Genomic DNA, 14357 nt, shown 5'->3' on the forward strand with positions numbered 1-14357 from the left:
ACGATGAAGACCCTGAAGCGCAGTTCTTCCTTTCGTGGAAATGGCTCTCACGGCACCTGCGTTTATATGAGGGCACTTGGTTCATTCTCGCTGCCCGCCTAGAGGGGCCGGGAACGCCCTATGTAGGACTGATGCCATTGCGGCTGCGCACGCGCATGGACACCAAGACGGGGCAGTTCTCAAACGAGATCAATATGGCCGGCAACTATGCCGCCGACTACACCGGTGCCCTTTGCACGCCTGCCTTCGCGTTGCAGATCATGCAGGCCTTCGGGCGCCACATGCGCGACTTGGCCTGGACAAATATCCATCTCGAAAACGTCCGCATGTCGGACGAACGGCTTTTGGCCTTCCTCGGCCAGTTCCCACGCGAGACATTGGCGTTGCGCGAGTTCAACCGTGTCAACAAGGCCGACAATGTCGACAATTGCCGCTGCTTTGCGGCCACCCTGCCCGACAGTTTCGATAACTATCTCGACAATGTGCTGAGCTCCAACACCCGCCAGAAGCTGCGCCGCTTCATGCGCAAGGTCGACGCAGGCGAGTTACGCATCACGCATGCGACCGCCGAGACGCTTGATCGCGATATCGACATGATGCTGGATTTCTGGCGAACGCGCTGGGGCGCGCGCAAGGGCGACCGGCTGCAGTCGATTATTCGCCACAACAAGGTGGTGCTACGCACCAGCTTTGAGACCGGATCGCTGTTCATGCCTGTGCTGTGGCAAGGCGACAGGCCGCTCGGCGCGCTGGCGAGTTTCGTCGATCCGGTCAAGAGGGAGATGCTGTTTTACATCTCCGGCCGCGACGAAACAGCGACATCGATCCCCGTCGGTCTCGTCCTGCACGGTCACAGCATCCGACTTGCCATCGAACGCGGCTTTGGCACGTACGACTTCTTGCGCGGCGACGAGCCTTACAAGTTTGCGTTCGGCGTTACCGAGAGCAAGATCCGCTGCGCCATGATCTACACCAAGGACGGGCTCAACGTCGGCAACCGGCTCGATCCCCGTTCGCTCGAAGGCGTATTCGCAGAGGTGACGCGTTTTCATGAAGGGGGCCAGTTAGCGCGTGCCGAAAACGGCTATCGCCAGATCCTCGGGACCCAGCCGCTGCATGCCAAGGCACTCTATGGCCTAGGGCAGTTGCTTTCCGACAAAGGCGATCATCGCGAAGCACGACAGCTTTTCACGACACTGACGGAAGTCGCGCCCAATGTGTCCAAGATCTGGTTCAGGTTAGGATTCTCAGCGCAGGCGCTCGACGACCACTTTGGTGCCGTCGAGGCGTTCCGCCGCACACTCGAGCTGGACGGCAATTTCGACGGAGCGCAGTTCTCGCTCGCCAAGAGCCTCGCCGAGCTTGACCAAAGCGAAGAAGCCATCGACACGCTCGAAGTGCTGCAGCGCAAGCTTGAGGCGGCGAGACGCGACGACGCGCTGATCGTCAAGACCAGGGCGCTACTCACGCGGTTGAAGCGCGAAACCCGGCCAAGCTACATCATGCTCAACCCGCAGCCCAAGGCAGCACGCCAGCTTGTTGGGGCGCTGTAGACAGCAAGCTTCGCTACGACCCTTACGCCTTCAGCAGCCACTCATGCTCTTTGGCGTTGTGGAACTTCCACGTCCGCTTCGGCCCGGCCATGACGTTGAGATAATACAGATCATAGCCGTGGCATGCCGCGCACGGATGATAGCCCTTGGGCACCAACGTCACGTCGCCGTCTTCGATTGCCATCGCCTCGTCGAGGTCGCGATGCCCCGCATCGTTGAACTCGGTATAGACGCGCTGGAAGGCAAACCCCTGCGGCGGGTTGAGCCGGTGGTAGTAGGTCTCTTCCAACTGCGACTCGTTTGGCAAATTGTCTTCGTCGTGCTTGTGCGGCGGGTAGCTCGACGTGTGCCCGCCCGGCGTGATGACCTCGACCACCAGCAGCGAATCCGCCGGCTCGCCTTCGGGCAGGATATTGGTGACGTAACGCGTGTTGGTGCCCTTGCCGCGCGTCTCCTGCTTGACGTCGTCAGGTCCGATCACCCGCACCGGTAGGTTGCCGCCAAGGCCGGGCGCCGTACAAACGGCAAGCTCCAAATCGGTCTCGGCGCGCACCGACCAATCGCCGCCGGCCGGCACATAGACCGACCACGGCTTGCCGTCAAAAGGCGACATGCGCTCGCCCAGCGTGCCGAGGTCATCTTCGCCGACCCGGACATGCGCCTTGCCCGAGACCAGCACCAGGCAGGTCTCGCGGTCGGCCGTCCAGTCGCCATAGGTGTCGCCGGGCTCGAGCTTGTGCAGGTCAAAGCCGACATAGGTCCAGCCGGCGCTTTCGGGCGTCACATGGGTGACGCGCCCGGTGCCGTGCTTGGGCTTGATCAGAAGTTTCGACATCCGTTCACTCCTTGTCGGCTTCGGTATCGGCATCGGGCTTGTATGTAATCAGGAACTGGTACGCCCCGATCGCCGCCATGCCGCCGGCGAGGGTGCCCCAAAAACCAGACCCGGTTGCAAACTCGAAGATCGACCATGCGGCGCAAAACGCAACCAGCGCGATGCGCCTCCACAGTGGTCGCAGGAAAGAATGGTTCTGGTCTTGGATCAATTGAGCACCGCCTCGCCGATGAACCGTTTCAGATCGTAGTCGGGCCCGGCGCCGGGCTCAAGTATCAGGAAAGCCCTGAGTTTCGACCGTGTAGCCGGCAGCTGTCATTACCCGCATCAACTCCTTGTAGCCGACCTCAGCCATCTTGAGCGGAGGATTCTTCCTGGGGTCCTGCTCGGCCTCGACGACGAACCAGCCTTCATAGCCGTAGTCGGCAAACTTCTGCACGATCTTGCCGAAATCGAGCGAGCCGTCGCCCGGAACTGTAAACGCGCCAAGTGCCACCGCATCGAGGAAGGACTGCTTTGACCAGTCGAGGCCCTGGATGATCTCCATGCGCACGTCCTTCACATGGACATGATTGATGCGCTTGTGGTGATTGTCGATGGCGCGCAGCACATCGCCGCCGGCAAAGGCAAGGTGGCCTGCATCAAGCAGCAGCGGAATGCCCTCGCCCGAGTTCTTCATGAACGCATCGAGCTCGTGTTCGAACTGCACCACCGCCGCCATATGATGATGATAAGACAGCGGCATGCCCTGATCCGCACACCATTCGCCGAACGCGGTCAGCTTGCGGGCGTAGACCTTCATCTCGTCGTCGGAGAGCACCGCCTTGCCAGCCAGCGGCTTCGTCCGGTCGCCCTGGATCGAGCGGCCGACCTCGCCATAGACGATGCAAGGCGCATTCACCGCCTTGAACAGGTCGATCATCGGCTGGATGCGATCCTTGTTAGCGGCGATGTCCTCATTGACCAGCGTGCCGGAAAACCAGCCGCCGCACAGGGTGACATCGATCTTTTTCAGGATCGGCAGCATTTCCTCCGGTGTGCTGGGAAAACGACGGCCTTGCTCCATGCCTGTGAACCCTGCCGAACGCGACTGCGCCAAGCACTCCTCCAGCGACACGTCATCGCTCAGTTCCGCAAGATCGTCATTCCACCACGCGATGGGGGACATGCCCAGTTTGGCTTTCACGTCAATTCTCCAGTGTCATTCTGTTCCAGCGCGCCGCCCTGGCGGCAGCGCATGTTCGTCATCGTTAGCGCCGCCCCTCACTGTCCTGCCGGACATCTCTCCCCGCATGCGGAGAGAGTGGCTACCATCACCGCTTTCGCAAATCACCAACCGTCCCGTTTGGCGAAATCGATGCGGACGGCGTATCTCTCCCCGTTTACGGGGAGAGATGTCCGGCAGGACAGTGAGGGGCAGCGCCAGCATCACAAATCCCGGCTGCAGGACATCAATCTCCCACGCGCTGCAGCTTCAGCTTGTCCTCATAGCCTTTGCGGGCAGCGTTCACTTCGGCGCGCGAACTCACCTCAGGCACCGCGACGTCCCACCAGTGGCCACCTTCCCCTGTCGAAATCAACGGATCCGTATCGATCAGCACCACGGTCGTCCTGTCGCTCTTTCGGGCGCGGTCGAGTGCGGCTTCCATATCGGCGATGGACGATGCCTTTTCGGCATTTGCGCCGAGGCTTTTGGCATGGGCTACGAAGTCGATTTCGGGCAGCACCTCATGGCGGCTGTCACGCAGCAGATTGTTGAAGTTAGCGCCGCCGGTCGCCATCTGCAGCCGGTTGATACAGCCATAGCCGCGGTTGTCTAGCAGAACGATCGTCAGCTTCAACCCGAGCATGACAGATGTCGCGATCTCGGAATTCAACATCAGATAGGAGCCGTCGCCGATCATGATGACGACCTCCCTGTCAGGCCGCGCCATCTTGGCGCCCAGCCCGCCAGCGATCTCATAGCCCATGCAGGAGAAGCCGTATTCCGAGTGATAGGAACCGGGGCTGCCAGCTTGCCATAGCTTGTGCATCTCACCGGGCAAACCGCCCGCCGCGTGAAGTACGATGACTTCGCTGCCAAGCGTGCGCTGCACGGCACCGATCACCTGCGCGTCCGAAGGCAGCGCGGCATTGGTCGCAGCCGTCACCTTGGCCGCCGCCTTGCGCCATTCCGCCTTGCCAGCCTTGGCATTGTCGGTCCAAGCGCTTGGCGCTTTGTAGCCCTTCACGGCAGCTGACAGCTCGACGAGCCCTTCGCGCGCGTCGGCGACCAGCGGCAATGCGCGATGCTTGGCCGCATCGAACAGCTGGACGTTGAGGCCGATGATGGTCTTCCCAGTGCTCTTGAACAGCGACCACGAGCCGGTGGTGAAATCCTGCAACCGCGTGCCGACGGCCAGCACCACATCCGCCTCTTCGGCGAGCCGGTTGGCGGCGGCAGTGCCGGTGACGCCGACAGCAGCCATGTTGAGTGCATGCGCGTCAGTCAGCGCCGACTTTCCGCCTTGCGTCTCGCAGATCGGAATCCCGGTCGCTTCAACAAAGCGGGCAAGTTCTTCCGAAGCACCGGAGTAAAGCACGCCGCCTCCGGCGACGATCAGCGGCTTCTTCGCTGCCTTCAGCACTTCTGCGGCTTTGGCAAGCTCGTCGCGATCGGGCCGCGAACGGCGCTGTGTCCACAGCTTCTCGGCAAAGAAGCTCTCGGGATAGTCATAGGCCTCGGCCTGCACGTCCTGGCACAGCGACAGCGTCACCGGCCCGCATTCGGCCGGGTCGGTCAGAACCTGCATCGCGCGCGCCATCGCCGCAATGATCTGTTCGGGCCTAGTGATGCGGTCGAAATAGCGCGACACCGGGCGGAAGCAGTCATTGACTGATACCGTACCGTCGCCGAAATCCTCGACCTGCTGCAGCACAGGATCGGGCACGCGGTTGGCGAAGACATCGCCAGGCAAGAGCAGCACCGGCAACCGGTTGACATGGGCGAGTGCTGCCGCAGTCACCATGTTGACTGCACCCGGCCCGATGGAGCTGGTCGCCGCCATCATGCGCTGGCGGAAATTTGTCTTTGCGTAAGCAATCGCCGCATGCGCCATCGCCTGCTCATTGTGGGCGCGGAAGGTCGGCAGCTCGTCGCGGACCTGATACAGCGCTTCGCCGATGCCCGCGACATTGCCGTGGCCGAAGATCGCCCAGACGCCGCCGAACAAGGGCAGCTTCTTGCCGTCAATGACGGTCATCTGCCGCGTGAGATACCGCGTCAGCGCCTGCGCCATGGTCAGGCGAATGGTCTTGGTCATGATAAATTCCTCCGCCTTCCTTATGCCGCCCGGCGGCCGCGCGCCGCAAGCCACGCCTTGGTCAGCTGCTCGAAGCGCTGCGCCATGTCGTCGATAGCCGCCTGGTCCGTCATCTTGCCGCCCAGCCATTGCTCCGCCGCATGGGCAAAGATGCTGCGGCCGACAGCAAACCCCTTGACCACCGGCGCATCGGCTGTCGCTGCAAATGCGACCTCCAGATCGGCAAGCGGCGCTTCCAGTCCGAGCAGCACCACGCCCCTGCAATAGGGATCGTTCTTGGTGATCACCGCTTCGATCTTACTCCATGCACCGGCCGAAGCCTGCGGCTCGAGCTTCCACCAGTCTGGCTTGATGCCAAGCGAGTAGAGCTCCTCAAGCGCGCGCGGAATTGTGTCTTCGTCGAGCGCACCATGCTTGCCGGCGATGATCTCGATCAAAAGTTCCCTGCCAACTTTCCGTGCGGCCTCGAACAGCGTGCGCAGCTTCTCCTGCTGCTCGCCCTTGAGTTCGGCCGGATCGTCAGGATGGTAGAAGCACAGGCACTTGATGGTGTGATCGAGTGGCCATTCGACAAGTTGCGAGCCGATGTCTTGCGAGAATTCGAAGCGCAACGGCCGCGAACCCGGCAGTTCCACCGGCCGGCCCATCCAGCCAAAGGGATGGCGGGCGAATTCGAACATCGCCTCACGGCCGAACTTCTCGTCGATCAGCATGCCGTAGCCATCGCGGCCGCCAGCCACCTTGGCCGCAGCCTTCACTGCCAGCACCTTGAAGTCGCGGATGCGCGCGGGATCGGCACCCACGCGGGCAGCGATGTCTTCGAGCTGGATCCGGTGATCGCAGGCCAGCGCCATCATCGAAGGAATATCGTGGCGTCGTGTCGTTGCCCAGTGGACGTGGTTGATCGCTTCGTCCTTGCGCAGCGCGCGCTGCGTGCTGCCGTTCTTGAGGAAGAACTGCAGTTCCTCGAACGTCGGGATTTCCGGCGAACAGAGCAATCGCGACACGGCAAAGGCGCCGCAGGCATTGGCCCAGGTCGCCGAGGTCGCCAGGCTTTCGCCGCCGAGCCAGCCACGCAGGAAGCCTGACATGAAGGCATCGCCCGCGCCCAGCACGTTGTAGACCTCGATCGGAAATCCCTTGCCGATGATGCCGGCTTCGAGATCGTCTGATATCGGCCCGTCATAGACGATGCAGCCCATCGGTCCGCGCTTGAGCACGATGGTTGCCGATGACAGCGCGCGGATGGTCTTGAGCGCCTCGAGCAACTCACTTTCACCAGACGCGATCATCACCTCTTCTTCGGTGCCAACGATCAGGTCGCAATCGGCCAGGACGCCCTTGATATGGTTCGACACTTTGTCGGACGCAATGTAGCGGCTCTCGCCGGCCGCATGACCGGCAAGGCCCCAGAGGTTCGGACGGTAATCGATGTCGAACACGACCTTGCCGCCGGCCTCCTTGATCAGCCGCATCGCCTTGCGTTGCGCGGCATCCGTGGAGGGGCGCGAAAAATGCGTTCCGGTAACGACGATGGCCCGCGCCGAGCGGATGAAATCCGGATCGATATCGTCTTCGTTTAGCGCCATGTCGGCGCAATTCTCGCGGTAGAAGATCAGCGGGAATGTCTTGTCATTTTCGACCGACAAAAGCACCAGTGCGGTCAGCCGTTCCTTGTCGGTCACCAGCCCTTTGTCGGACACGCCTTCGCGCAGCATCTGCTCGCGGATGTAGCGGCCCATATGCTCGTCGCCGACGCGCGTCAGCAGCGCCGAACGCAGTCCGAGCCTTGCCGTGCCGATGGCGATATTGGCCGGGCAGCCGCCCACCGACTTGGCGAAGGACGCGACATCCTCCAGCCGCGAGCCGGTCTGCTGGCCATAAAGATCGACCGAGGCGCGGCCGATGGTGATGACGTCGAGCAGCAGTGTAGGCTGGGTGTTGGGATCGGCCATGTGTTCCTCCCGGTCGCTCCGCCGCGCCGGCCTGCCTTGCGCGATTTGCAACAGGCCAAACGATGAAATTTGAATTCCACAAATCAGTCAATCGGAATGTTCATTCCTTCGCCAGATTGTGCTTCACCACCCCCGCCATTAGCCAGGGGTGGTGGTTGCCGCAGCGATCAGCCCTTCAGGCGAACCGTCTTGCCTTCCTTGACCGACTTCAGCGCCGCGTCCGCGAGTTGCAACGCGATCAGCCCGTCACGGCCACTCGGCGAAACCTTGGCGCCCTTGGTCACCGAAGCAATGAAGGCGGCTATCTCGGCCGCATAGGCCTCGGTGTAGCGTGTCATGAAGAAGTCGTGCAGCGGCGGGCGCGTATAGCCCTTGCCATTGGCGACCTCGATCGAGACGGCACGCTGGTTTTCTGCAGCCACCATGCCGTCCGAACCATGCACCTCGATGCGCTGGTCGTAGCCATAGGTGGCGCGGCGCGAATTGGTGATGACGCATTGCTGGCCAGTCGCTGTCTGTAAGATGACGCTGACACTGTCGAAATCGCCAAGTTCGCCGATCTTCTTGTCGACCAGCACCGAAGCCGTGGCAGTCACCGCCACCGGCTCGGCGCCTAGCAGGAAGCGCGCCATGTCGAAATCGTGGATGGTCATGTCGCGAAAGATGCCGCCCGAACGCGTGATGTACTCAGCCGGCGGTGGGCCAGGATCGCGGGACGTGATCACCACCTGCTCGACCTTGCCGATGGCGCCGTCGTCGATCGCCTTGCGCACGGCGGCGAAATGCGGATCGAAGCGGCGGTTGAAGCCGACCATCAGCGTGCCGCCGGCCTTGTCGACCACGGCGAGGCACTTTTCGACGCGCGCGGCATCGAGGTCGATCGGCTTTTCGCAGAACACCGCCTTGCCGGCGAGCACGAAGCGCTCGATCAGGTCGGCATGCGTATCGGTCGGCGTGCAGATTACCACCGCGTCGATATCAGACGCCTTTTCGATCTGGTCGATGGAACGGACCTCGCAGCCATAGGCCTCGGCCAGATCGTTCGCCGCTTTTTCGAAGGCGTCCGCCACCGCAACGAGTTTCGCCGAAGCATTGGAAGCCAGAGCCTTCGCGTGAACCTTGCCGATGCGGCCTGCGCCCAGGACACCAAACCGAACTGTCATGACAACCTCATTTCCTTGGCCCGCGCCGTCCGGGCCTGCAACTTTGATCTCGGAGGAGTGGCGGACCGCCCGCTGACGGGGTGCCGGGCGGTCCGGATTCTGAATTCAAGCCTTCTTACGCTTGTTCTGGCGATGCTGGTCGATGATCACGGCCGCCACGATGATGATGCCCTTGACGATCTCCTGATAATAGGCGCCGACCTTGAGGAAGGTGAAGCCCGAGGTCATGACGCCGAGGATGATCGTGCCGATGACCGTTCCGGTGATCCGGCCGACACCGCCCGACAGCGAGGTGCCGCCGATGACCGCCGCCGCGATCGCGTCGAGTTCGTAGGCCACGCCCATGCCCGGCTGGCCGGAGGCGGCACGCGCCGCCGTCACCACGCCCGCCAGGCCTGAGAGCAGGCCGGCAATGGCATAGACCTTGATCAGGTGGCCGCCGATATTGATGCCGGACACGCGAGCGGCTTGCGGATTGGCACCGATGGCATAGGTGAACTTGCCGTAGCGGGTGTAGCCCAGAGCGATGTGGAAGATAATCGCGACGAGCAGGAAGATGATGACCGGCAGCGGCAGCGGGAAGCCCATGATGTTGAAGCTCTTGCCGAGCCAGGTGAAGCTGTCGTCGAGCAGCGCCACCGGTTGGCCGAGCGTGTACCATTTGGCAAGGCCGCGTGCCGACACCATCATGCCCAGCGTCGCTATGAAAGGCGGTATCTTGGTTCTGGCGATCAGAAATCCGTTGACTGAGCCGGCAAGCAGGCCGACGCCAAGGCCGGCGAGGATCGCCCAGATCGGCGAAATGTCGGTGAGCGAAGGGTAGACCGCCCTCGGGTTAAGCGACGTCTGCGCCAAGCTTGCCGCCACCATGGCGGCGAGGCCAACGACCGAGCCCGAAGACAGGTCGACACCAGCGGTGATGATGACCTGTGTCACTCCGACCGCGATGATGCCGATCACCGACACCTGCAGGATGATGATCGACAGGCGCTGCTTGTTGGCGAGGAAGCTGTCGCCGACGATGATCCAGCCGAGGATCTCGAAGACAATGGCAATGCCGATCAGCACACCCAGGATCGACACTTCCGGCGGCAGGCGCTTCTTGCTTCCGATAGCGTTTGCGGAACCCGCAATCTCATTCGTCGACATGGTTCTTCCACCCTTGAGCTTATTGGCGCCGTCAGTTCGACGCGAGTTCCATGATCTTCACCTGGCTGGCCTCGGCGCGGTCGAGGAAGCCGGTCACCCTGCCCTCGTGCACCACCATGATGCGGTCGCTCATGCCCAGCACCTCGGGCATCTCCGACGAGATCATGATCACACCCACACCCTGCCCGGCGAGCTTGGATATCAGCCTGTGAATCTCCGCCTTGGCGCCGACATCTATGCCGCGGGTCGGCTCATCGAGAATCAGGATCTTCGGCTTGGTCAAAAGCCAGCGAGCGATCAGCACTTTTTGCTGGTTACCGCCCGACAGGTTGATGATCGGCTCGGCCATGTTAGGGGTCTTGACCCTGAGCGCCTGGCTGATCTCCATCGAATCCTTGGTCAGCTGCTTCTGCTTGACGAAGCCATTCTTGACGTAACCCGACTGCAGCACCGCCATCTGGGTGTTTTCCTGGATGTCGAGCAAAAGGAAGCAGCCGGTCTCTTTGCGGTCCTCGGTCAGGAAGGCCATGCCGTGCCCCATCGCCACAGCCGGGCTATTGATGCGCACGCTCTTGCCGAACAGTTCGATCGTGCCATCGTCAGCGGGCGTGACACCAAAAAGCGTTTCGGCGATGTTCGAGCGGCCTGAACCGACCAGTCCGGCAATGCCGAGAATTTCGCCCGAACGCAGATCAAACGACACGTCGCTGAACACCCCCTTGAGCGTGAGCCCCTTGGCGGACAGCACCACCTCGCCGATCGGCACTTCCTCCTTGGGGAACATCTGGGTGATTTCGCGCCCCACCATCATGCGGATGATGTCGTCGCGCTTGACCTCATGCGAGGATTTGGTGGCGATGTACTTGCCGTCGCGGAACACCGACACCTCGTCGGCGATCTCGAACAGCTCATTCATCTTGTGGGTGATGTAGATGATGCCTTTGCCCTGCTCCCGTAGGGTGCGGATGATCGTGAACAGGTGATCGACCTCGCGCTCGGTGAGCGCCGATGTCGGCTCGTCCATGATCAGCACGTCGGATTCGTAAGACACCGCCTTGGCGATCTCGACCATCTGGCGGTTGGCGACACTCAGCGTGCCGACCTGCACATCGGGGTCGAGGTCGATGTTGAGGCGCTTGAACAACGCCGCCGTCTTGCGGTGCATCTCGCCGTGATCGACGAAGCCGAAGCGGCTTGTCGGCTCGCGGCGGATCCAGATGTTTTCGGCCACCGTCATCGGCCCCATCAGGTTCAGTTCCTGATGGATCATGGCGATGCCGTTTTCGAGCGCATCGAGCGGGCCGTTGAGCTTGATGTCCTTGCCACGCAGCTTGAAGCTGCCGGAGTCGGGCGTGTAGATGCCAGCAACGATCTTCATCAGCGTCGACTTGCCCGCGCCGTTTTCGCCCATCAGCGCATGCACGCTGCCGCGCTTGAGGCGAAGCTGGACATTGTCGAGGGCAAGCACGCCTGGGAATTCCTTGCGCACGTCGGCCACTTCGAGAAGATAGTCAGGTGCAGGCACAGCGCCGCTTTCGCGTGCCGCCTCGGTCATGCCAGGGCTCTGCATATCTGTTCTCCCAGACCCGGCTCAAGCACGGCTTGAGGCACGGAGGAAAATGCGCCGCCGCCATGCGGCGACGCATTTCATGGATAATATCAGTTCTTGGAGGTGAACTGTTCCATGTTTTCAGGCGTCACCAGCTGGAAGGGGATCCACACCTTGGGCTCGACCTTCTCGCCCTTGGCAAGCGCCATCGCCGCCTTGACCGCACCGCCACCCTGGCCGGCCGCATCCTGGAACACGGTCACGTCGAGATCGCCGGCCTTCATATAGGCAAGCGCTTCCTGCGTGGCGTCGACGCCGCCGACGACGACGTCCTTCATGTCCCAACCTGCGGCCTTCATGGCATTGATCGCACCGATCGCCATGTTGTCGTTGTTGGAAATCACGGCATCAGGCTTGTGCCCGGCAGCGATCCAGTTGGTCATCAGGTCCTGCGCCTTGACCGGATCCCAGCCAGCGGTCTGTTCGTCGATGATCTTGATGAACGAGCAATCGGGCGTCGCGATCACGTCGTGAACGTCCTTGGTGCGCATCTGCGCGGCCTGGTTGGCAAGATCACCCTGCATGACCAGGATGCCAGCCTCGGTCTTCCCGGCTGCCTTGAGGATGCGGCACACTTCCTTGGTCTCGAGCGTGCCGGAATCGGCCTCGTTCGAAGCCACGAAGGCGCCCTTTTCACCAAGCGCATCGACGTCGATCGGCTGGCGGTTGACATAGACGATCGGAATGCCGGCGTCGTTGGCCAGCTTGGTCATCGGTCCGGTCGCCGAGGTGTCGACGGCGTTGACGATGATGGCATCGACCTTGGCGGCGATGAAGTTCTGAACCTGCGAAAGCTGCTTGTTGACGTCGTCATCGGCAATTTCGATCACGACTGGCTGGCTCGCATCCGCCGCGGCCTTTTCGATACCCTTGCGCAGAACCGTCAGGAACGTATCGGAATTGGCCATGCTGACGCCAATGTCGGCAGCAAACGCGGAGCCCGTCATCAGCGCGCACATGGCTCCGCCGAGCAAATATTTCTTCATGATCACTCTCCTCCAAGAATGGTGCCCGGCCGCACCCCATAGTGCCGGAAGTCCGCGGCTCGGCCGAAGACCCATATCCACGGGCGCCACCATCGCTCCTCCGCGATGTAAGCATGCCGCCCGCCTCCCGATGGTGCCGGCCCGAATTCAGAATGTTCGGGCCGTGTTTTTTCTATATGAAATATTTATTCCATATTCCAGGCGAACGTCAAGTGATATTCCATCGTGCGCGCATCAATCTGGGGCGCAGCCGAAGACGAACCCGCGCCACCTTGGCGCGGATCAATTGAAGGGCAATTCTGGATATGAAATCAGGCCCGCGAACGGATGTATTCCATGCTCTGAGCGAGTTGCGAGCGAGGATCGGCAAGACCGTGGACGGCGGGCGAGAATGGCTCGAACGACAGCAACCCGGCATAGCCGCCTGCCATCAGCGCGCGGATCTGGCCGACATTGTCGAGCCTGTCGCCGGCATCGACCAGGATGCGGTGCGGGTCGCGCATGTCGGCGACACGCACGGCGGGATCATCGACGCCGGAGATATGCACGAGGCCGGTCATTCCGGGGAAAATGTCGGGTTCGCCGGCGAGATGATGGTGGAACGTGTCATGGACCATGCGGAACGCTGCGATGCCATCGACATCAGCGATGGCTTCGGCCGCTTCGCGCTTGGAGCGCAGAGAGCAGATCTCGAAGCCTAGCGGCTCGACCAGGCCGCGAATACCCCTGTCGCCCAGGATGGATTTCAACGCGCCAAGGGCCGTCCGCACATTGCGTTGCCGCTCGCCGTCGGCCTGCCCCGAACCGTCATTGACCGGCACCAGAACGAGCGCTTCGGCGCCGACGTCGCGGGCATAATCGGCGAGTTCGATGGCCTCGGCCTCACGCGCCGCATTCCATTCGTTGAAACGCTGCAGCGCGTTGATGCTTGTTATGGATATTCCATTTTCAGCCGCCAGCTCGCGGATCGCCTTGGCTGGCGCGCCATCGATGATGGCGTTGTCGGCGAGGTCGTTGCGGATTTCGACGTCATTTACGCCCAGCTGACGGCACAGCGCGAAGAAGTCCGCCGGCTTGAGATTCGGCGCCACCATATGGTTCAGTGCGAATTTGAGATTGCTGGTCGTGGCCATGCCGACATCCTCCCGGGCAAAGGCGCCGCAACATACCGGCGGCATTTCCATTCCATTCCGCTCAGTCTCCGGAATAGTCAATCTGGAAAATGAGAAGAAACCATCATTGCTGATAGATTCATGGATCAGATGTTTTCCGGCAGATAGATATCGAACGGCAGGAAAGTCTGTCCCGGCGCGTTGGCCGCTCCCTCCTCGATGGAATGCGCCATCAGTCCGACAAGCTCGCGACACAGCGCCTGGAGAGGCGTGGCGATCACCATCACGGCCAACTCCTCGGCAAGCGCCGCGCGCGTCTCCGTGGTGATCTCGTTGCAGATCAACACCGGCAGAGGATTGGGCCGGACCTGCCGCAGCGCTGAAATCGAGCCTTCGGTGCCGCCACCAGCGACATAGCAGCCGACGAGATCGGGATGCCGCCCAAGGAGGCCGGCAACCGCCTCATGCGTCATCTCATGGGATTCATGATTGACGATGGTTTCCAGCACGGTGAATTCAGGTGCGTGCTCGCGGAAGAACGCGCGAAAGCCTATTTCGCGCAATTCGTGACCATGGAACCGATGGCTGCCAACGAACAGTGCCACCTTCCCCGGTTTTCCAGCGCATTTGGCGATCATCCAGGCGGCGGTTCGGCCGACCTTGAGATTGTCGATGCCCACATAACCCTCGCGC

At 61.7% G+C, this 14357-nt stretch carries 12 protein-coding genes; 1 reads left to right on the forward strand and 11 read right to left on the reverse strand.

Annotated features, from left to right (window positions below):
* Positions 1–1553: GNAT family N-acetyltransferase (locus AC1DUU_RS09300; RefSeq protein WP_476783136.1), on the forward strand; the 1553-nt coding region annotated here is incomplete at its 5' end.
* A gap of 22 nt (positions 1554–1575) precedes the next feature.
* Here the strand turns inward: AC1DUU_RS09300 and iolB are convergent.
* The 11 genes from iolB to AC1DUU_RS09355 form a co-directional block, all read right to left on the reverse strand.
* Positions 1576–2388 (reverse strand): 5-deoxy-glucuronate isomerase, encoded by an 813-nt coding sequence (gene iolB, locus AC1DUU_RS09305; protein ID WP_476783137.1) that lies wholly within the window; start codon positions 2386–2388, stop codon positions 1576–1578.
* 4 nt (positions 2389–2392) lie between these two features.
* Positions 2393–2599 carry a DUF3329 domain-containing protein gene (locus AC1DUU_RS09310; protein ID WP_476783138.1) on the reverse strand — a complete coding sequence of 69 codons (207 nt, stop codon included), beginning with the start codon at positions 2597–2599 and terminating at the stop codon, positions 2393–2395.
* A 57-nt stretch (positions 2600–2656) separates the two neighbouring features.
* Positions 2657–3574 (reverse strand): myo-inosose-2 dehydratase, encoded by a 918-nt coding sequence (iolE, locus tag AC1DUU_RS09315; RefSeq protein WP_476783139.1) that lies wholly within the window; start codon positions 3572–3574, stop codon positions 2657–2659.
* Between the two features lie 265 nt (positions 3575–3839).
* The gene (gene iolD, locus AC1DUU_RS09320; protein WP_476783140.1) at positions 3840–5690 is read right to left on the reverse strand and encodes a 3D-(3,5/4)-trihydroxycyclohexane-1,2-dione acylhydrolase (decyclizing); all 1851 of its coding nucleotides are present in this window, start codon (positions 5688–5690) and stop codon (positions 3840–3842) included.
* A gap of 20 nt (positions 5691–5710) precedes the next feature.
* The gene (locus AC1DUU_RS09325) at positions 5711–7645 is read right to left on the reverse strand and encodes a bifunctional 5-dehydro-2-deoxygluconokinase/5-dehydro-2-deoxyphosphogluconate aldolase (protein WP_476783141.1); all 1935 of its coding nucleotides are present in this window, start codon (positions 7643–7645) and stop codon (positions 5711–5713) included.
* Between the two features lie 167 nt (positions 7646–7812).
* Entirely contained in the window at positions 7813–8808 is a 996-nt protein-coding gene (gene iolG, locus AC1DUU_RS09330) for an inositol 2-dehydrogenase (RefSeq protein WP_476783142.1), read from the reverse strand.
* A gap of 105 nt (positions 8809–8913) precedes the next feature.
* Entirely contained in the window at positions 8914–9957 is a 1044-nt protein-coding gene (locus tag AC1DUU_RS09335) for an ABC transporter permease (RefSeq protein WP_476783143.1), read from the reverse strand.
* A 31-nt stretch (positions 9958–9988) separates the two neighbouring features.
* A complete protein-coding gene (locus tag AC1DUU_RS09340; RefSeq protein WP_476783144.1) occupies positions 9989–11527 on the reverse strand; it encodes a sugar ABC transporter ATP-binding protein in 1539 nt (512 codons plus the stop codon).
* Positions 11528–11616: 89 nt separating this feature from the next.
* Positions 11617–12552 carry a substrate-binding domain-containing protein gene (locus AC1DUU_RS09345; RefSeq protein WP_476783145.1) on the reverse strand — a complete coding sequence of 312 codons (936 nt, stop codon included), beginning with the start codon at positions 12550–12552 and terminating at the stop codon, positions 11617–11619.
* Between the two features lie 311 nt (positions 12553–12863).
* A complete protein-coding gene (locus tag AC1DUU_RS09350; protein ID WP_476783146.1) occupies positions 12864–13685 on the reverse strand; it encodes a TIM barrel protein in 822 nt (273 codons plus the stop codon).
* A 125-nt stretch (positions 13686–13810) separates the two neighbouring features.
* Positions 13811–14357 (reverse strand): substrate-binding domain-containing protein (locus AC1DUU_RS09355; protein ID WP_476783147.1); only part of this gene is annotated, 547 nt, incomplete at its 5' end.

It is taken from the genome of Aminobacter sp. P4_H6_2 (assembly GCF_056400805.1).